Origin of the sequence: Agromyces indicus, assembly GCF_031432295.1 — a bacterium.
GTDB lineage: Bacteria > Actinomycetota > Actinomycetes > Actinomycetales > Microbacteriaceae > Agromyces > Agromyces indicus.
The window spans coordinates 476544-494308 of the sequence record NZ_JAVKGS010000002.1; the positions used below are offsets into that span (position 1 = coordinate 476544).

Here is a 17765-nt window from a genome sequence, read left to right on the forward strand (position 1 = left end):
TCGGATACCATCGAGACATGGCAAAGCGTCTGGGGGAAGCGGCGAAGCAGTCGCGCGTGGTGAAGGCCACCGTCGCGAAGGGCAAGCGCGTCCAGGTCGCATCGCGCGCCATGAGCAAGACGAAGACTTCCGTCTCGGCCTCCTCCGGCCGCGTCTCGACACGATAGGCGGCGTTGAGCCCCACGCGGGGACGCCCGGCGCTCGTCCGGGAGGTCCGATCATTTGAGGACCCGGCGCTAATCATCCCGTCCGAAGTCGCGCTGGATACGTCCTTCGTGATCGAGGCGCTCGTGAGCACCGCCCCGCTTCATCCCGTTGCGCGCGCCTTCATGCTCAGGCTCGTGAACGACGAGGTCGTCGTCTACTACAACCGCCTCCTAGAGATTGAGTTCGCGGAAGTCGCGTTCAAGATCGCTGTCATTGAGCAACACGGCAAGGCCGGTTGGCCTCGTATGAGGAACGATGGGCGCGTGAGGAGGCGAGCGGGTCGGCTCGCGAAATCGCTCAGGAACGAGTGGGACGCGCTGCTGACCACTCTCCCTCATGCCTGCGTGGAGTTGCACGAGGTCGCGGACGATGTTCCCCGCCACATGGCCGCGCACGGGCTCGCCTCATACGACGCCGCGCACTCCCTCACTGCGCAGTACGTAGGTGCAGGGGCGCTGGTAACGACGGACGCTGGATTCGGCCGCGTCCCGGCCGTAGACCTGCCTCTGCTGGTGGATTCTTCGCGGGTCCGCTCATGCCGTCGTCATCGCGGCGGGCGGTGACTCACCACGTGGTGGCACGGGCCAGGAGAGATCACGTACTGAACCGGGGGTCGATGCGGTGGAGCACGGCGGAGTATGAGCCGTCCGGGTTTCGGTCCCACGCCGAAGCCCCTTGGTATGCGAACCCGTCCGGGATCGCGTGGGCACGAGCCACGGCGTCCAGTCCGTCCTGGTAGAAGGCGACTCCGCCCCACGCGAGGGGCGTCTCTGAGATGACGCCCATGTCGGCACCGTAGACGCGTAGTACCCATCCGGATTCGGCGCGCGCGACTGTCGCGGTGGTGGGCTCGGAGGCGGGCGTATCGGTGCTCACTCCATGCACGCTATGACGCGCTGGAGAGGGCTCGCAACGGTGCTACTGGCACGTGGCTGGCACGAACGGTTGGTGAGCACGTGAGAGGCCCACGTTAGCCCGTGCGGGATTCCCGGTCTGACCTGGGGATGATTCTGTGGAGGGGATGACGGGAATCGAACCCGCACCATCAGTTTGGAAGACTGAGGCTCTACCATTGAGCTACATCCCCGAGCGCCCGCTCGCGGGCACCCGATCATCGTAGTACACGATGACCGTCGTCCCGCGCCGGCCGCTCCGCGCTAGCGGAGTGCGGCGATCGTCCGCGCGGCGCCGCGAGCGAGGCGCACCTGCCGTTCGTAGGTCGCGGCGATCACGACGAGCAGGGCGCCCGCGAGCCCGAGCCACAGCCACCACCAGACCGCTTCGTACAGCGCGCTGATCCACGGCCAGAGCTGCGTGAGGGCGTGCACGAGGAGCACCGCACCGCCCAGGAGGACGGGGGCCTGCAACCGGAGCACGGTGCCGACGACCACGGCGGCGACCGCCGCGACGCCGAGTCCGACCACGCGCCAGAGCTGCGGATCGGTCCAGTCGGCGAGCAGGGCCGGGAGGAGCACCACGGCGAGACCGGGTCCGAGCGCGGGCCAGCTGCCGAGTCCGGGTCGGCGCGTCAGGTCGATCGCACCGGCGGCGATGAGCCCGAGTCCGACCGGGACCGTCACGAGGTCGAACGGGTCCACCGTGCTCGCGGCGATGACGACGAGCGCGCCGAGCACGAGGACGCCGAGCGTGGTCCACCGGAGGATGGGTCCGGACAGGGGTTTCGTGCGCACGGCGACGGACGCCACGTGCACCGCCGCGAGCGACGCGAGGAGCAGGCCGGCCCGCAGATCGGGCAGGTCGTCGTCGAGGATGGCGGCGAACGTCGGCACGGAGGCGAGGGTCACGGATGCGGCGAGTCCCCACTCCGCGAGCGTGGTGGGTCGCGGCTCGGTCCGCGACCACGCGAACGCGGCGATCGCGCCGACGGCGAGCGCCGCCGCAGACCAGACCTCGGGGACGAGGGCCCCGGACGCACCGGTCGCGATGGCGGTCCCGCGGACGACCGCACCGCCGGTCACGGCGGCCCATCCGGCAGTCACGACGAGCAGCCGCAGGGGAACGCCCCGCACGGCGTCCGGCAGCGCGAGTCCCGCCAGGAGCACCACCGTACCGATCGAGACGAGGAGCAGCGCGCGCAGCTCCGACCCGCTCGCGGCCGAGATGCTCGGGAGCACGGCGATCACGGCGGCGGCGCCGAGCACCGCGGTGCGTCCGACCGCGGTGGTCGCGCCGGCGGGCCGGCGCCACATGAGCAGCGCGCCGGCCACGCCGAGGCCCACGGCCAGCGGCAGGGTGTACGCCTCGACGTCCCGGACGCCGTCGGCGGCGAACCGCGTCCAGACCGCACCCACGGCCAACGGCAGGCTCAGCCATGACAGGTGACGCGCTGGCGAGTCGCCCCCGACCGGATCGCCCCAGAGGGCGGCGATCAGCATCGGAAGCGGAGTGAGGATGAGCAGCGCGAGCCAGGTCTGCTCCGGTGCGGACGGGGGGAGGAAGGTCGCGGTGAACGCGACGATCGCCACCGGTCCGATCGCCGATGCCCACGCGGCGCGCACCCCGGAGGCATTCGGAAGGAGGACGTGCGCGAGGCCCGCCGCGAGCAGGGCTGCGCCGGCGACGCCGTGGACCACCGACGCCGCGGAGCCGTAGGCGGCGACGACCGATGCGCCCGCAAGACCGAGCGCGATCGGCGTGGCTGCCGCGAAGGCCATCCGGAGGCCGGGAACCGGCGATCGCAGCCAGAGCAGGCCGACGAGCACGAGGGCGGTCGCGGGAACCCATCCGACCACGTCGCCGAGCGGGAGCGCATCGAGGTCGGGTACGGCGAACCGGGATGCGATCGTCGAGCTCGCGGCCGCCAGGGAGCCGACCAGTGCGGCCGCCAGCAGCGGAACGGCGATCGCCGAACGATCGCCGCGCCCGAGTGGCCGCACCGCCGCCACCCCTGCGAGGGCCAGTGCTGCGACGAGCCCGCCGACGAACGCACCGCGGTCCCAGGGCGATGCGAGCGCGGACCCGGCCGCGGCGCTCCACGCGGGGAGGCTGAAGCCCGCGAGCGCGACGATCGCCGCAGCGGCGGCGGCGTGCCCGACGGCGAGCGGCCGCGACGCCGACGACCAGATGCGCCGCGTGAGCATCCTGCCGGCGATCGCGAGTCCGAGGACCACCGGCACGACCCACCACCACAGTCCGGCGCTCCCGTGCGACAGCGCCCACGCCGCGACCGCCGACCCCATGCCGAACACCGCGAGCACCGACACCGCGCCGGGCACGCGGCGGAGGAGTCCGACCGCTGCCAGCGCGAGCGCCACGAGAGCGGTCCCGACGAGCAGCGCCGCGATGGCGAGCGGCGTCGGGGCCGTCAGGGCGGCGGCCACCGCAGCGGTGCCGAGGAGCGCCGCCGGGACGGCTCCGAGCCGACGGAGGCGACCGAGCAGCAGGAAGGCGATCGCCGCGGCGACGCCGAGCGCCGCGGGCGCCAGCACGGCACCCGTCGCCACGCGGTCGAGTTCGCCGATCAGTCCGTCGTCGCCGGGTCGGGGGGCGGTGGCGTCGAGCGTCCACGCCCGGAACGGCACGGTCGCGAGCGATGCCCCCGCGAGCGCCGTGACGAGCAGCGCCGGCACCGCCGCGACCATCGCGGTCGTCCCGCTCGCCACGAACGCGGTGAACCCGTCGCGGAACCAGGAGGCCCGGAGCCGCGCTGCGGCCGCGGCGAGGCACGCGATCACCGCCGCGGAGGTCGGCGCCGCCCACAGGGCGTCGCGCTCGTCGAGCTCGATGGCGGCACCCAGGGCCGGGGCGGCAGCCGCCGCGATCCCCGCGAGGGCAGCCGCGAGCGGTGCCAGACGGGGCCAGGCATCCGTCGAGCGGGCCCGGAGCGCCACCAGCATGACGAGCCAGCCGCCGGCGACGCCGGCCAGCGCCCACGTCGCCCCCCATTCCGTGCCGCCGAGGGCCCATGGGGCGGCGACGAGCGCGGTGGCACCGCCGACGAGCCCCGCGGAGACGAGGAGCGTGCGCTCGATGGAGGCGCGGCCGAAGCGTGCGGCCGCTCCCGCGAGGAGCACCGCCAGCCCGCCGAGCCACACGCCCGTGGCGGACTCGCCCCGCGGCGCGATGCCGTACATGAAGATGCCGAGGCCGGTCGGCGCGAGGACCGCCGCCGCGATCCCGGTCACGCGGACGGCCGTGACGAGCCGCGCCGCGGCGAGCAGCGCCGCGAGGACGAGCAGGGCGGTGCCCCAGTATCCGGGCGCGTCGACGCGGTCGCTCAGGAACAGGTCGTTCGCCTGCACGATCCAGACATCCAGGATGAGCAGCACGACGGCCAGCGCCGCCACGCCCTCGGCCGTGCCGGGCAGGCCGCGTGCGCGGAGCAGCCAGGCGACGCCGAGGACGGGCACGCTCGCGACCGCGATCACGACCGACCGGACCTCGAGCGTGGCGATGAGGTAGGCGACCAGCAGGAACACGACGGCCGCGACGGACAGGAGCACCACGCCGAGCGTGAGCAGGAGGACCTGCACCCCGGAGCGCCGGGCACGCAGCGGCGTCTCGCCCTGCGGCGGCGCGACCTGCGGCGCCGTGGCCGGTGGGTGCGACACCGGCTGGAGCGGCGGCGCGGCCGGCGGCAGCGGGGGAGCGAGCGGCGCCGGGACGGCGTCGACGACCGGCGCCGCTACGGCGGGCGGGGGAGGCGGCACGGGCCGCGCGGCGGCCGCGGCCTGCTGCGCGCGCATCCGGCTGAGGACGACCTGCCGCTCCGCCTCGGCGTCCCGCACGCGGGCGCCTGCCGCGAGCGCCTCGGCGGCGAGCGGGACGTCGAGCCGCAGGCCGCACGTGTCGCACACGGTCCGGAACAGCTGCGAGAAGCAGGAGGGGCAGCGGGTGGTGTCGACGAGCATGGCGGGGTCGCTCGGCCAGCGTCGCACGTCGGACGCCGCGGGATGCGTCTGATGGGGCATGCGCTCACTCTGGCACGCCGGCCCGCCTCCGTCGTCGGTGTCCACACCGAGTCCGTTGTCCACAGGGCGCCGCCGGAGGAGTCGTCGTCAGGGCGGGCGGCGGCTCGTGCAGTAGACTTTCCGGCGTCCATCCCCACTTCGACGTGCTCCGGCATGCCGACCCGGGCGGACGACGAGTCAAGCCGACGGCTCGGGGCGTAGCTCAGCTTGGCTAGAGCGCCCGCTTTGGGAGCGGGAGGTCGCAGGTTCGAATCCTGTCGCCCCGACGAGTCGCACCGGCTCGACACGAACTTCCACCAAACAGGAGAAACTTCCCCATGCCGACCACTTCGGTTGAGAAGCTGAGCCCGACGCGCGCCAAGCTCACCATCTCGGTGACGCCCGAGGAGCTGAAGCCCAGCATCGCCCACGCCTACGAGCACATCGCCGAGCAGATCGCCGTGCCCGGCTTCCGCAAGGGCAAGGTGCCGCCGCCCATCATCGACCAGCGGGTCGGCAAGGCCGCTGTGCTCGAGCACGCGGTCAACGAGGGCCTCGACGGCTTCTACCGCGCCGCGGTGAACGAGCACGAGCTCCGCCCCCTCGGCCGCCCCTCGGCCGACATCGTCGAGTGGCCGAACGAGAAGGACTTCTCCGGCGACCTGCTGCTCGCGATCGAGGTCGACGTCCGTCCCGAGATCGAGCTGCCCGACTACCAGGGCCTCGAGCTGACCGTCGACTCGGTCGAGGTCGGCGACGACGAGGTCACCGAGGAGCTCGAGCGTCTCCGCAGCCGCTTCGGCACCCTCATCACCGTCGACCGCCCGGCGAAGACCGGCGACTTCGTCACGCTCGACCTGGTCGCGACGATCGACGGCACCGAGGTCGACACGGCCAGCGGCGTCTCGTACGAGCTCGGCTCGGGCGAGCTGCTCGAGGGCATCGACGAGGCGCTCGACTCGCTCACCGCGGGCGAGACCACGACGTTCGAGTCGAAGCTGCTCGGCGGCGACCACCAGGGCGAGACCGCCGAGATCACCGTGAGCGTCACGGCCGTCAAGGAGCGCGAGCTCCCCGAGGCCGACGACGACTTCGCGCAGATCGCCAGCGAGTTCGACACGCTCGACGAGCTCACCGCGAGTCTCAAGGAGCAGGTCGCGAAGAACAAGTCGTTCGGGCAGGGCAGCCAGGCCCGCGACCTCCTCGTCGACAAGCTCCTCGAGCTGGTCGACGTGCCCGTCGCCGACAGCGTCATCGAGGACGAGGTGCACCGCCACCTCGAGTCCGAGGGTCGCCTCGAGGACGACGAGCACCGCGCCGAGGTCACCGAGTCCAGCACGAAGGCGTTCAAGACCCAGATCGTCCTCGACGCGATCGCCGAGCAGGAGAAGGTCCAGGTCAGCCAGGAGGAGCTCACCCAGTACCTCGTGCAGGGCGCCGCGCAGTACGGCATGGACCCGAACGAGTTCGTGCAGATCCTCAGCCAGAACGGCCAGATCCCCGCCATGGTCGGCGAGGTCGCCCGCAACAAGGCGCTCGCCATCGCGCTCGGCAAGGTGACGGTGAAGGATGCCGCGGGCAACGCGGTCGACCTCTCCGAGTTCACCGCCGTCGTCGACGAGAACGAGGCCGAGGGCGACGAGGCCGCGTCGGAGGCGCCCGCCGAGGAGGCGCCCGCCGAGGAGGCGAAGCCCGCCAAGAAGCGCTCCACCAAGAAGGCCGCCGAGGCCGACGAGGCGCCCGCCGAGGAGGCCGACGCCGAGGAGAAGCCGGCGCGCAAGCGCACCGCGAAGCAGGCCGACGCCGAGTAGTCGGCGACGACCCGAGCGAGCACGCGACGGGGCCGGGCACCCATGCCCGGCCCCGTCCGTCGTCTCCGGAGGAGGAGGAGCATGGACGAATGGCAGCGTCGGGTGGATGCCGTGTGGGCGGCGGCGTCCGACCTCGATGATCAGGCCGTGATCGAGCGCATCGACCTGCTCGTGGCCGAACTCCCGGCGGACGACCCCCGCGGTCCCTTCGAGGCCGCGGGCGCACGCGACTCGGCCGGGCTCGAGGCGGAGGCGGAACCGCGCTACCGCCGGGCCCTCGAACTCGGACTGTCGGGTCGGGCTCGCGTCGAGGCGCACGTCCAGCTCGCGTCGACCGTTCGCAACCTCGGACGTGCGGACGAGGCGCTGGCGCTCCTCGACGGCGTCCGCGACGATGCGGGCGACCTCGCCGACGCGGTCGAGGCGTTCCGTGCGCTCGCGCTCGCGTCGTCGGGTCGAACGGATGCCGCGGCATCCGTCGCCCTCATCGCCCTCGCCCCGCACCTCACGCAGTACCGCCGCGCGGTCGACGCGTACGCTCGGGAGCTCCTCGCGCCCGCACCGGAGGACGACACCACGACGCCGTGATGCCCGTCGTCGCGACGCGGCATCCGCCGACGGCGAACAGCCCGGTTCGCGCGTGTTGCACCGGATAGATTCGAGACAACGCACGAACGAAACGGAGCGAAATCCATGGCCGAACCGACACTGCAGCCCAGTGTGTTCGATCGACTGCTGAAGGACCGCATCATCTGGCTCGGCTCGGAGGTGCGCGACGACAACGCGAACGAGATCGCCGCGAAGCTGCTGCTCCTCGCCGCAGAGGATCCGAACAAGGACATCTACCTCTACATCAACTCGCCCGGCGGGTCGATCACGGCGGGCATGGCCATCTACGACACGATGCAGTTCGTCCCGAACGACATCGTCACGGTCGGCATCGGCATGGCGGCCTCGATGGGGCAGCTCCTGCTCACCGCGGGCACCAAGGGCAAGCGGTACATCACGCCGAACGCGCGCGTGCTGCTGCACCAGCCGCACGGCGGCTTCGGCGGCACCGCGAGCGACATCCAGACGCAGGCGCAGCTCATCCTCGACATGAAGAAGCGCCTCGCCGAGATCACCGCCGCGCAGACCGGCAAGTCGGTCGAGCAGATCAACCGCGACGGCGACCGCGACCGGTGGTTCAACGCGCAGGAGGCCCTCGAGTACGGCTTCGTCGACCACATCCGCGAGTCCGCGCTCGACGTCTCGGGCGGTGGCGGCACGCAGCCCGGCTTCGAGGACACCAAGGCCTGAGGAAGAGAGAACAGCGAATGAACATCCCCGCTTTCGGCGGCACCGCGTTCAGCGGCGTCCAGGCCCCCGGCTCGCGCTACATCCTGCCGAGCTTCGAGGAGCGCACGGCCTACGGCTACAAGCGACAGGACCCGTACGCGAAGCTCTTCGAGGACCGCATCATCTTCCTCGGTGTCCAGGTCGACGACGCGTCGGCCGACGACATCATGGCGCAGCTGCTCGTGCTCGAGTCGATGGACCCGGACCGCGACATCATGATGTACATCAACTCGCCCGGTGGCTCGTTCACGGCGATGACCGCGATCTACGACACGATGCAGTACATCCGTCCGCAGATCCAGACGGTGGTGCTCGGCCAGGCCGCCTCGGCCGCGGCCGTGATCGCCGCGGCCGGCACCCCGGGCCGACGCCTCGCACTGCCGAACGCGCGCGTCCTGATCCACCAGCCGGCGATGGGCGAGGCCGGGCACGGCCAGGCGTCCGACATCGAGATCCAGGCGGCTGAGATCCTGCGCATGCGCACCTGGTTGGAGGAGACGCTGTCGAAGCACTCCAACCGCACCATGGAGCAGGTGAACGCCGACATCGACCGCGACAAGATCCTGTCCGCAGCCGAGGCCCAGGAGTACGGCCTCATCGACCAGGTGCTCACGTCGCGCAAGACGCTGCCGGCACTCGCGCGCTGATCGACGACGTCCGAGGGGCGGGTGCGGATGCCGCATCCGCCCCTCGTTCGTCACGTTTCCGCCAAACCGTGGCGGATCGGCCCCGCCCGGCTTCCGTCGGGCTAGGCTCGGAGCAGACGCGTTTCGAGGGAGGAAACGATGGCACGGATCGGGGAGAGTGCTGACCTGCTGAAGTGCTCCTTCTGCGGAAAGAGCCAGAAGCAGGTGCAGCAGTTGATCGCCGGTCCCGGCGTGTACATCTGCGACGAGTGCGTCGAGCTCTGCAACGAGATCATCGAGGAGCGGCTCGCCGAGGCGGGCGAGGCGGAGTCGGGCGAGTTCGAACTGCCCAAGCCCAAGGAGATCTTCGCCTTCCTCGAGGAGTACGTCATCGGCCAGGAGGCCGCGAAGCGTGCGCTCGCGGTGGCGGTGTACAACCACTACAAGCGCGTTCGGGCCAAGGCGGCGATCGCCTCCGCCGATCGGGCGCACGACGACGTCGAGATCGCGAAGTCCAACATCCTGCTCATCGGCCCGACCGGCTGCGGCAAAACGTACCTCGCGCAGACCCTGGCCAAGCAGCTGAATGTCCCCTTCGCGGTCGCGGATGCCACGGCGCTGACCGAGGCCGGCTACGTCGGCGAAGACGTCGAGAACATCCTCCTGAAGCTCATCCAAGCCGCGGACTACGACGTCAAGCGGGCCGAGACGGGCATCATCTACATCGACGAGGTCGACAAGATCGCGCGGAAGGCCGAGAACCCGTCCATCACGCGCGATGTGTCGGGCGAGGGCGTGCAGCAGGCGCTGCTGAAGATCCTCGAGGGCACCGTGGCATCCGTGCCGCCGCAGGGCGGGCGCAAGCACCCCCACCAGGAGTTCATCCAGATCGACACGACGAACGTGCTGTTCATCGTCGCCGGCGCGTTCGCCGGACTCGAGGACATCATCTCGTCGCGGGCCGGCAAGCGCGGCATCGGCTTCGGCGCCCCGCTGCACTCCAAGCAGGATGAAGCCGAGCTGTTCAGCGAGGTGCTCCCGGAGGACCTGCACAAGTTCGGCCTGATCCCGGAGTTCATCGGCCGTCTCCCCGTGGTCGCCACGGTGACGCCGCTCGACCGCACGGCGCTCATGGAGATCCTCACCGAACCCAAAAACGCCCTCGTGCGCCAGTACCAGCGCATGTTCGAACTCGACGGGGTCCAGCTCGAGTTCGAGCACGCCGCGCTCGAGGCGATCGCCGACCTCGCCGTGCTCCGCCAGACCGGCGCCCGTGGACTCCGCGCGATCATGGAGGAGGTGCTGGGGCCCATCATGTTCGAGGTGCCCTCCACCACCGGGGTCGCGCGAGTGGTCGTCACGAAGGAGACGGTCATCGACAACGCCGCGCCGACGATCGTTCCCTCGAAGCCGCGCCGCGCCGAGAAGTCGGCCTAGCCGCGCAGCCGGCGCGCCGCCACCGGCGGCCGCCGTCAGTCGAAGACGCGGAACACCTGCCAGTGGCGACCGTCGTGGCCGACGTCGAAGACGTGGGTCTCGCCGTCGTCGGCGCTCGCCTGGAACCGCCAGCCGGTGATCGCGAGCGGCGCGCGGCCGGGGGCGACGTCGTGGCCGTCGAACGGATGCCACCAGTCGGCCGGACCCACCAGGGGCGTGGGCGTGTCGCTCACGCGGTACCGGCGTGCCCGCCACACCAGCCGCTCGGGCGCGCCCGATGGCCCCGTCCAGACCTCCGCCGGTTCGACCGTGCGTCGCATGGCGCCCTCCGCCGTAATTCGAAACTGTGTTCGAATCCTAGCAGCGTTCGGGCGCGACGGCACCGGTCGACCGAGGTCGACCGGTCGGCGTTCCGGTCAGGCGAGGTCGTCGTCCGTCCGGGCGCCGAAGACGATCTCATCCCAGCTGGGCATCGACGCGCGACCCTTCTTGGCGCGAGGAGCCGACGACGCCTTGCCGCCCCACAGGGCGCGCGCGGCCGCGCCCGCTCGACTCTCGTCGTCGTGCGAGGCATCCGGTTCCGCCGAGGCCGCCTCGGGAGCGATCGGTGCCGGGGTCGAGGGCGGGTCGGGCTGCGCCGTGACCGTCACGGTCGGAGCGAAGGGCGCCGGCTGCGGCATCCGCTCGGTCGCGCCGGAGAGGGACTCGCGTTCGCCGCGCCGGCGCCGGAGGGCCTCGAGCAGGTCCGCGGTCTCGCCGGTCGGGGGAGCGGGCTCGTCGGCGCGCTTGATCGCCGCCCTCACGACCGCGCTGGAGGACCCCGCCGGCTGCCGCTGAACGGCGACCTCGGGCTGCGGCGCGGTGTCGTCGTCGGCGGTGTCCGACGATTCGAACGTGAACGCGCCGCTGTCGAATCGCGACGACTCGTCGTCGGCCGAGACCGCCCGCAGGCGCGGGATCATCCCGCCACGGACCTCACCGTGCTTGGACAGCGTCGCGGCGTCCGCGTTCTGCGGGTGCAGTGCCTGCTTCCGCGGCTCGAACGACCAGCGGGCGTCGTGGTCGATGCCATCGGCGGTGAACTCGAGCTTCACCATCCAGCCGTGCTCCTCGTCCTTCCAGCTCGCCCAGCGCTCGCCGTGCGCACCGAGGCCGGCGAGGCGCTCGCGCACCATGCTGCCGAAGGATGCCGGCTCGTCGGCCTCGGCCTCGCCGGGGACGTGGATCGGGACGGCCAGCGCAGAGGTCACCATGTGCTCGCGCTCGGCGATCACCGGACCCTCGAACCGGCGGATGTAGTCGACCGAGGCGCCGGTGAGTTCCGCGACCTCCTCGGCGGAGAGGCCCGAGCGGATGTGCGCCTGGACCTCGCGGGGCGACAGCTTCGGGCCCGTGTGGGCCTCGGGGATGGCCTGGCGGATGCGCGACTGGAGCACCTCGTCGACCTCGATCCGGAATCGCGCCCCGTCTTCTGAGGCTGCGACGAGGGCGCCGTCTTCGACACCGATCACCTTCAGTTCCTGCATCGCGAGAAGCCTTTCCGTGCCTTCGTCTCCGCCCAAGGATGCCACGCCTCGGCCCGGCGCCCGGGAATACGGCGGGCGCGCCGCGAGTTGTGCCTGCAACCGGGGCGAACGCGACTCCGGGAGGGTTTGCCAACGGCATCGAATTGATGCAGACTATGGCGGCCGAACCCTCGGCACCGGAAAAAAGGATGGGAATGGCAACGGACTACGACGCGCCACGGAAGACCGAAGACGACTCCGAGTCGATCGAGGCCCTCAAGGAGCGCGTGCCCGACAAGATGTCGAGCGCCGTCGACGTCGAGGACGCCGACAACCCCGGCAGCTTCGACCTCGCGGGCGCCGACCTGTCCGACGTCGAGCTGGACGTGGTCGTGCTGCCGCCGCAGGCCGACGAGTTCACGTGCGTGAACTGCTTCCTGGTCAAGCACCGCTCGCAGATGGACCACGAGACCAAGCTCGGGCCCATCTGCCAGGAGTGCGCCGCCTAGGCCCGCTCCTCACCGACTCCTGGCCGCCGCGATCCGTTGATCGCGGCGGCCAGTTCGTTCGGGTGACGCGTCGAGACGAGCCAGTACGGCGCCGGGTCCGCGGCATCCGTGATCGGCACCCGGACCACGTCGCGGATCCAACCGCGGATGACGAGGTGGGCGCGCGCGTCGAGGCCGGTGCCGCGTTCGACCCGGGCGTCCTCGCCGACCGCCGGGACCGCGGTGCCGACGTCCTCGATCGGGACGCGCGCACGACCGGCGCGGAACTCGCCGCCGGACACCTCGACCACCGGCGCCGTGAGGGTCAGCGACCCGGCCACCGCCGCGTACATCAGCAGGCCCGTCACCACGCCCGCGGGCACCGACACCGGGGCGAGCACGAGGATGCTCGAGGGGATGAGCAGGAGGCTGATGAGGTAGATCCAGGGCGTCGGCCACAGCCGTTCGCGGTACTCGGGCATGGATCTATCAGACCAGACTTCTGCACTACCCTCGAACGGTGACCGATTCCGTCGATGTGCTGATCACGGCCGACCGCGTCCCCGCCTACGCCCACCCGGGCGATGCGGGAGCCGACCTCCACGCCGCCGAGGCGGTGGTGCTCGAACCAGGAGAGCGCGCGACGGTCGGCACCGGAGTGGCGATCGCGCTGCCCGACGGCTACGTCGCGTTCGTGGTGCCCCGTTCGGGCCTGGCCTTCAAGCACGGCATCACGATCGTGAACGCGCCCGGGACCGTCGACGCCGGATACCGGGGCGAGATCAAGGTCGCACTGTTGAACACCGACGCCCGCGAGGCGTACCGCATCGAGCCGGGCGACCGCATCGCCCAGCTCGTCGTGATGCCCGTCAGCCGGGCGCGGTTCGTGGAGGTCGAGAAGCTGCCCGGCAGCCTCCGCGGCGAGGGGGGATTCGGGTCCACCGGATTCGGGGCGAACCAGTCAGGAGCACACGCGTGAGCGACATCGAGAACATCGACGACTTCCCGGTCGACCAGCCCAAGTCGGCCCCCGCCGATCGGGCCGCGAACGGCCCCCTCGACGAGTCGGAGGCCAATCCGGTCCGCCCGTACGTCGACCTCGGCGGCGTCAAGGTGCTGCCCCGCGAGGGCCTGCACCTCCGGCTCGAGGTCGAGGAGGGCAGCAAGCGCGTGGTCGCCGTCGGCCTCGACTACGCCAACTCGACCCTCCAGGTCCAGCCGTTCGCGGCACCGCGATCGAGCGGGCTCTGGCACGAGATCCGCGACCAGATCGCCGAGCAGATCGCCCGGCAGGGCGGCACGACCACGGTCCGCGAGGGGTCGTTCGGTCCCGAGCTCCTCGCGCAGATCCCCGTCACGACGGCCGACGGGCAGGCCGGCCAGATGCGGCTCGCGCGCTTCATCGGCGTCGACGGCCCGCGTTGGTTCCTCCGCGGCGTGATCGCCGGCGAGGCGGCCACCAATCCGGCGGCGGCGGCGAAGGTCGAGGATCTCTTCCGCTCGATCGTCGTCGTCCGCGGCGACACCCCGATGCCCCCGCGCGACCTGATCCCGCTGCGCATGCCCGCGCCGTCGTCGGGCGGTCCCGGCGCGTGACCTCGCACGATCCGGACGCGAACCCGCCTGAGCGCGAGTCCGCCCCCGCGGCCGACGAGGGCGGTCCGGCGCCGGCCGAGCGCGAGGGCGCCCCGGCCGACGACCTCGCGCGCCAGTTCGCGGCCGCGGCCGAGCGGTCGGGCCTGGGCCGGATCGCGCGCGACGAGACGCTGACCCCGGCCGACCTGATCGGCGCGCTCGGCGGCGTGCGCGGCCTCGCCGAGGCGATCCTGCCCGGCCTGGTCTTCCTCGTCACCTACACCTTCACGCGCGAGCTCGTGTGGGCGCTCGTGGCGTCGCTCGGCCTCGCCGTCGTCTTCACGGTCGCGCGGCTCGTGGCCCGGACGCAGCCCACCCAGGCCATCGCGGGCCTGATCGGCGTCGCGGCATCCGCTGCGCTGGCGCTGTGGACCGGGCGCGCCGAGGACAACTACGTCATCGGCTTCTACACGAACGCGGCCTACGCGGTCGCGATCCTGGTCTCGCTGCTCGTGCGCTGGCCGCTCGTCGGCCTCGTGGTCGGCTTCCTCATGGGCGACGGCACGGCGTGGCGCCGGCGGCGGCGGACCTATCGCGCCATGCAGCTGCTGACCGTCGTGTGGCTCGGCATGTTCGTCGCGCGCCTCGTGGTGCAGGTCCCGTTCTACTTCGCCGGCAACGTCGAGGCGCTCGGCGCCACCCGGCTGCTCATGGGCGTGCCGCTGTACGCGCTGCTGCTCGTCTTCTCGTGGTTGGTCGTCCGGGCGGTGTACCCGACGCGGACCGCGCCCGCGGAGTGATAGAGTTATCTCGATATCAAGATAATTTCCGGATGCCGGAGTGAGCCTGTCGGCAGGCGGGGCGCTGCACTAGCCTTGCTTGGGGCGGGGCAACGGATCATGACGAGCACCGCCATGCGCCGCCGCGCGGGCGGCATCCGCGAAGGAGAGGACACCGTGTCTGCAGTGAACAGTTTCGGGGCGAAGGACACGCTCCAGGTCGGCGACCAGGCGTACGAGATCTACCGGATCGACACGGTCCCCGGTCACCAGAAGCTCCCCTTCAGCCTGAAGGTCCTGCTCGAGAACCTGCTCCGCACCGAGGACGGCGCGAACGTCACCAAGGAGCAGATCCAGGCGCTGGGGTCCTGGGTCCCCACCGCCGAGCCCGACACCGAGATCCAGTTCACCCCGGCCCGCGTGGTGATGCAGGACTTCACCGGCGTGCCCTGCATCGTCGACCTCGCCACCATGCGCGAGGCCGTGGTCGCCCTCGGCGGCGACCCGAACAAGATCAACCCGCTCTCGCCGGCCGAGATGGTCATCGACCACTCGGTCATCGCCGACCTGTTCGGCACCGAGAACGCCCTCGAGCGCAACGTCGAGATCGAGTACGAGCGCAACGGCGAGCGGTACCAGTTCCTCCGGTGGGGGCAGACGGCCTTCGACGACTTCAAGGTCGTTCCGCCCGGTACCGGAATCGTGCACCAGGTCAACATCGAGCACCTCGCGAAGGTCATCTACCACCGCGACGTCGACGGCGTCACCCGCGCCTATCCCGACACCTGCGTGGGCACCGACTCGCACACCACCATGGTGAACGGCCTCGGCGTCCTCGGCTGGGGAGTCGGCGGCATCGAGGCCGAGGCGGCCATGCTGGGCCAGCCCGTGTCGATGCTCATCCCCAAGGTGGTCGGCTTCAAGCTCTCCGGTGAGATCCCCATGGGCGTGACCGCGACCGACGTCGTGCTCACGATCACCGACATGCTGCGCAAGCACGGCGTGGTCGGCAAGTTCGTCGAGTTCTACGGCTCCGGCGTGGCATCCGTGCCGCTGGCCAACCGCGCGACCATCGGCAACATGAGCCCCGAGTTCGGCTCGACCGCGGCCATGTTCCCCATCGACGAGGTCACCGTCGACTACCTGCGCCTCACCGGCCGCAGCGACGAGCAGATCGCCCTCGTCGAGGCGTACGCGAAGGCCCAGAAGCTGTGGCACGACGCCGACACGGAGCCCGAGTTCTCGGAGTACCTCGAGCTCGACCTGGCCACGGTCGTGCCGTCGATCGCCGGCCCGAAGCGTCCGCAGGACCGCATCGTGCTCTCGTCGGCGAAGGCGCAGTTCGAGGAGGACCTCACGAGCTACGCCGACGTCGAGCACGACCTGGTCGACCTCGAGGTCGCCGAGTCGTTCCCGGCGTCCGATCCGCCGAGCAACACCCCCGAGGACGAGCACAACCACCACGTGCACACGCACCGTTCGCACGCGCCGAAGACGGTCTCCAAGCCGACCTCGGTGCAGACGCCGGATGGCGCGAGCTACACGCTCGACCACGGCGCCGTGACGATCGCGGCGATCACCTCGTGCACCAACACCTCCAACCCCTCGGTCATGCTCGCCGCGGGCCTGCTCGCGCGCAATGCGGTGCAGAAGGGCCTGAAGGCCAAGCCGTGGGTGAAGACCACGCTCGCGCCGGGCTCGAAGGTCGTCACCGAGTACTACGAGAAGGCCGGCCTCACCAAGGACCTCGAGGACCTCGGCTTCTACACCGTCGGCTACGGCTGCACCACCTGCATCGGCAACTCCGGCCCGCTGATCGAGGAGGTCTCGGCTGCGGTGCAGCAGAACGACCTCGCGGTCACCGCAGTGCTCTCGGGCAACCGCAACTTCGAGGGGCGCATCAACCCCGACGTGAAGATGAACTACCTCGCGAGCCCGCCGCTCGTCATCGCGTACTCGCTCGCCGGGTCGATGAACTTCGACTTCGAGACCGACCCGCTCGGGCAGGACTCGGACGGCAACGACGTCTACCTGAAGGACATCTGGCCCGACGCCGCCGAGGTCCAGAAGACGATCGACGAGTCGATCAACGAGGAGATGTTCACGCGCCAGTACGCGAGCGTCTTCGAGGGCGACGAGCGGTGGCGGAACCTGCCGACCCCGACCGGTGCGACCTTCGAGTGGGACTCGGAGTCGACCTACGTGCGCAAGCCCCCGTACTTCGAGGGCATGACGCTCGAGACCACGCCGGTCACCGACATCAGCGGCGCGCGCGTGCTCGCGAAGCTCGGCGACTCGGTCACCACCGACCACATCTCGCCGGCCGGCTCGATCAAGGCCGACAGCCCCGCCGGGCGCTACCTCACCGAGCACGGCGTCGACCGGAAGGACTTCAACTCCTACGGGTCGCGTCGCGGCAACCACGAAGTGATGATCCGCGGCACGTTCGCGAACATCCGCCTGAAGAACCAGCTCCTCGACGGCGTCGAGGGCGGCTACACGCGCGACTTCACCCAGCCCGGCGGCCCCCAGTCGTTCATCTACGACGCGTCGATGAACTACCAGGCGCAGGGCACGCCGCTCGTGATCTTCGGCGGCAAGGAGTACGGATCGGGTTCGAGCCGCGACTGGGCGGCGAAGGGCACGAGCCTGCTCGGCGTGAAGGCGGTCATCACCGAGAGCTTCGAGCGCATCCACCGCTCCAACCTCATCGGCATGGGCGTCGTGCCCCTGCAGTTCCCGGCGGGGGAGTCGGCCGACTCCCTCGGCCTGGACGGCACCGAAGTCGTGACCATCACGGGGCTCGAGCAGCTGAACGAGGGCGCCACCCCGAAGACGGTCCACGTCGTCGCCGAGCCGAGCGAGCACTCCCCGGAGGGCAAGCAGACGGTGGAGTTCGACGCGATCGTCCGCATCGACACCCCGGGTGAGGCCGACTACTACCGCAACGGCGGCATCCTGCAGTACGTGCTGCGCAGCCTCGTCTGACGCGGCGATCCACGAGGGCGGCGAGCACGGCTCGCCGCCCTCGTTCTCTGCCCGGGCTCTCAGGTCGCCCGGCGTAGACTTCTACGAACCCCGCCGGGGCG

General features: G+C 71.1%; 17 protein-coding genes and 2 tRNA genes. 13 read left to right on the forward strand and 6 right to left on the reverse strand.

Going from position 1 to position 17765, the window contains the following annotated elements; translation table 11 throughout:
- Positions 1-17 precede the first annotated feature (17 nt).
- Both RH861_RS08505 and RH861_RS08510 read left to right on the forward strand, forming a co-directional pair.
- The gene (locus tag RH861_RS08505; RefSeq protein WP_310520642.1) at positions 18-167 is read left to right on the forward strand and encodes a hypothetical protein; all 150 of its coding nucleotides are present in this window, start codon (positions 18-20) and stop codon (positions 165-167) included.
- A 6-nt stretch (positions 168-173) separates the two neighbouring features.
- Entirely contained in the window at positions 174-770 is a 597-nt protein-coding gene (locus RH861_RS08510; protein ID WP_310520643.1) for a type II toxin-antitoxin system VapC family toxin, read from the forward strand.
- A gap of 31 nt (positions 771-801) precedes the next feature.
- Here RH861_RS08510 and RH861_RS08515 read toward each other — a convergent pair whose 3' ends face one another.
- The 3 genes from RH861_RS08515 to RH861_RS08525 form a co-directional block, all read right to left on the reverse strand.
- Positions 802-1083 (reverse strand): hypothetical protein, encoded by a 282-nt coding sequence (locus tag RH861_RS08515; RefSeq protein WP_310520644.1) that lies wholly within the window; start codon positions 1081-1083, stop codon positions 802-804.
- Between the two features lie 137 nt (positions 1084-1220).
- Positions 1221-1294, reverse strand: a tRNA-Gly gene (locus RH861_RS08520).
- 70 nt (positions 1295-1364) lie between these two features.
- On the reverse strand, positions 1365-5138 hold the full coding sequence (locus tag RH861_RS08525) for an SCO7613 C-terminal domain-containing membrane protein (protein WP_310520645.1): 3774 nt from the start codon (positions 5136-5138) through the stop codon (positions 1365-1367).
- Positions 5139-5329: 191 nt separating this feature from the next.
- Between RH861_RS08525 and RH861_RS08530 the strand changes: the two genes are divergently transcribed.
- The 6 genes from RH861_RS08530 to clpX all read left to right on the forward strand — a co-directional run bounded on the left by RH861_RS08530 (position 5330) and on the right by clpX (position 10329).
- Positions 5330-5404 (forward strand) — tRNA-Pro (locus RH861_RS08530).
- A 51-nt stretch (positions 5405-5455) separates the two neighbouring features.
- Positions 5456-6928 (forward strand): trigger factor, encoded by a 1473-nt coding sequence (gene tig / locus RH861_RS08535; protein ID WP_310520646.1) that lies wholly within the window; start codon positions 5456-5458, stop codon positions 6926-6928.
- Between the two features lie 81 nt (positions 6929-7009).
- Positions 7010-7516, forward strand: coding sequence for a tetratricopeptide repeat protein (locus RH861_RS08540; RefSeq protein WP_310520647.1), 507 nt, complete (start codon positions 7010-7012; stop codon positions 7514-7516).
- Between the two features lie 105 nt (positions 7517-7621).
- Positions 7622-8227 carry an ATP-dependent Clp protease proteolytic subunit gene (locus tag RH861_RS08545; protein WP_067947166.1) on the forward strand — a complete coding sequence of 202 codons (606 nt, stop codon included), beginning with the start codon at positions 7622-7624 and terminating at the stop codon, positions 8225-8227.
- A 17-nt stretch (positions 8228-8244) separates the two neighbouring features.
- A complete protein-coding gene (locus RH861_RS08550; protein ID WP_067947168.1) occupies positions 8245-8913 on the forward strand; it encodes an ATP-dependent Clp protease proteolytic subunit in 669 nt (222 codons plus the stop codon).
- 138 nt (positions 8914-9051) lie between these two features.
- Complete coding sequence (gene clpX, locus RH861_RS08555; protein ID WP_067947170.1) at positions 9052-10329, forward strand: ATP-dependent Clp protease ATP-binding subunit ClpX; 1278 nt, start codon at positions 9052-9054, stop codon at positions 10327-10329.
- A 35-nt stretch (positions 10330-10364) separates the two neighbouring features.
- Here clpX and RH861_RS08560 read toward each other — a convergent pair whose 3' ends face one another.
- Positions 10365-10649: a hypothetical protein gene (locus RH861_RS08560; protein WP_067947401.1), complete on the reverse strand. Its 285-nt coding sequence runs from the start codon at positions 10647-10649 to the stop codon at positions 10365-10367.
- A gap of 96 nt (positions 10650-10745) precedes the next feature.
- Positions 10746-11855, reverse strand: a complete 1110-nt coding sequence (gene sepH / locus RH861_RS08565) for a septation protein SepH (protein WP_310520648.1) — start codon at positions 11853-11855, stop codon at positions 10746-10748.
- 194 nt (positions 11856-12049) lie between these two features.
- Between sepH and RH861_RS08570 the strand changes: the two genes are divergently transcribed.
- The gene (locus RH861_RS08570; RefSeq protein WP_067947173.1) at positions 12050-12343 is read left to right on the forward strand and encodes a DUF4193 domain-containing protein; all 294 of its coding nucleotides are present in this window, start codon (positions 12050-12052) and stop codon (positions 12341-12343) included.
- Here RH861_RS08570 and RH861_RS08575 read toward each other — a convergent pair.
- Positions 12340-12804, reverse strand: a complete 465-nt coding sequence (locus RH861_RS08575) for a DUF3093 domain-containing protein (RefSeq protein ID WP_067947175.1) — start codon at positions 12802-12804, stop codon at positions 12340-12342. The two genes, RH861_RS08570 and RH861_RS08575, sit on opposite strands and share 4 nt — an antisense overlap.
- Positions 12805-12842: 38 nt before the next feature.
- Between RH861_RS08575 and dut the strand changes: the two genes are divergently transcribed.
- The 4 genes from dut (at position 12843) to acnA (ending at position 17664) form a co-directional block, all read left to right on the forward strand.
- Positions 12843-13301 carry a dUTP diphosphatase gene (gene dut, locus RH861_RS08580; RefSeq protein WP_067947177.1) on the forward strand — a complete coding sequence of 153 codons (459 nt, stop codon included), beginning with the start codon at positions 12843-12845 and terminating at the stop codon, positions 13299-13301.
- The gene (locus tag RH861_RS08585; RefSeq protein ID WP_310520649.1) at positions 13298-13918 is read left to right on the forward strand and encodes a DUF3710 domain-containing protein; all 621 of its coding nucleotides are present in this window, start codon (positions 13298-13300) and stop codon (positions 13916-13918) included. The genes dut and RH861_RS08585 overlap by 4 nt, the downstream gene beginning before the upstream one ends.
- Positions 13915-14697: a DUF3159 domain-containing protein gene (locus RH861_RS08590; protein ID WP_310520650.1), complete on the forward strand. Its 783-nt coding sequence runs from the start codon at positions 13915-13917 to the stop codon at positions 14695-14697. The genes RH861_RS08585 and RH861_RS08590 overlap by 4 nt, the downstream gene beginning before the upstream one ends.
- A gap of 156 nt (positions 14698-14853) precedes the next feature.
- Positions 14854-17664: an aconitate hydratase AcnA gene (gene acnA / locus RH861_RS08595; protein ID WP_310520817.1), complete on the forward strand. Its 2811-nt coding sequence runs from the start codon at positions 14854-14856 to the stop codon at positions 17662-17664.
- Positions 17665-17765 lie beyond the last annotated feature (101 nt).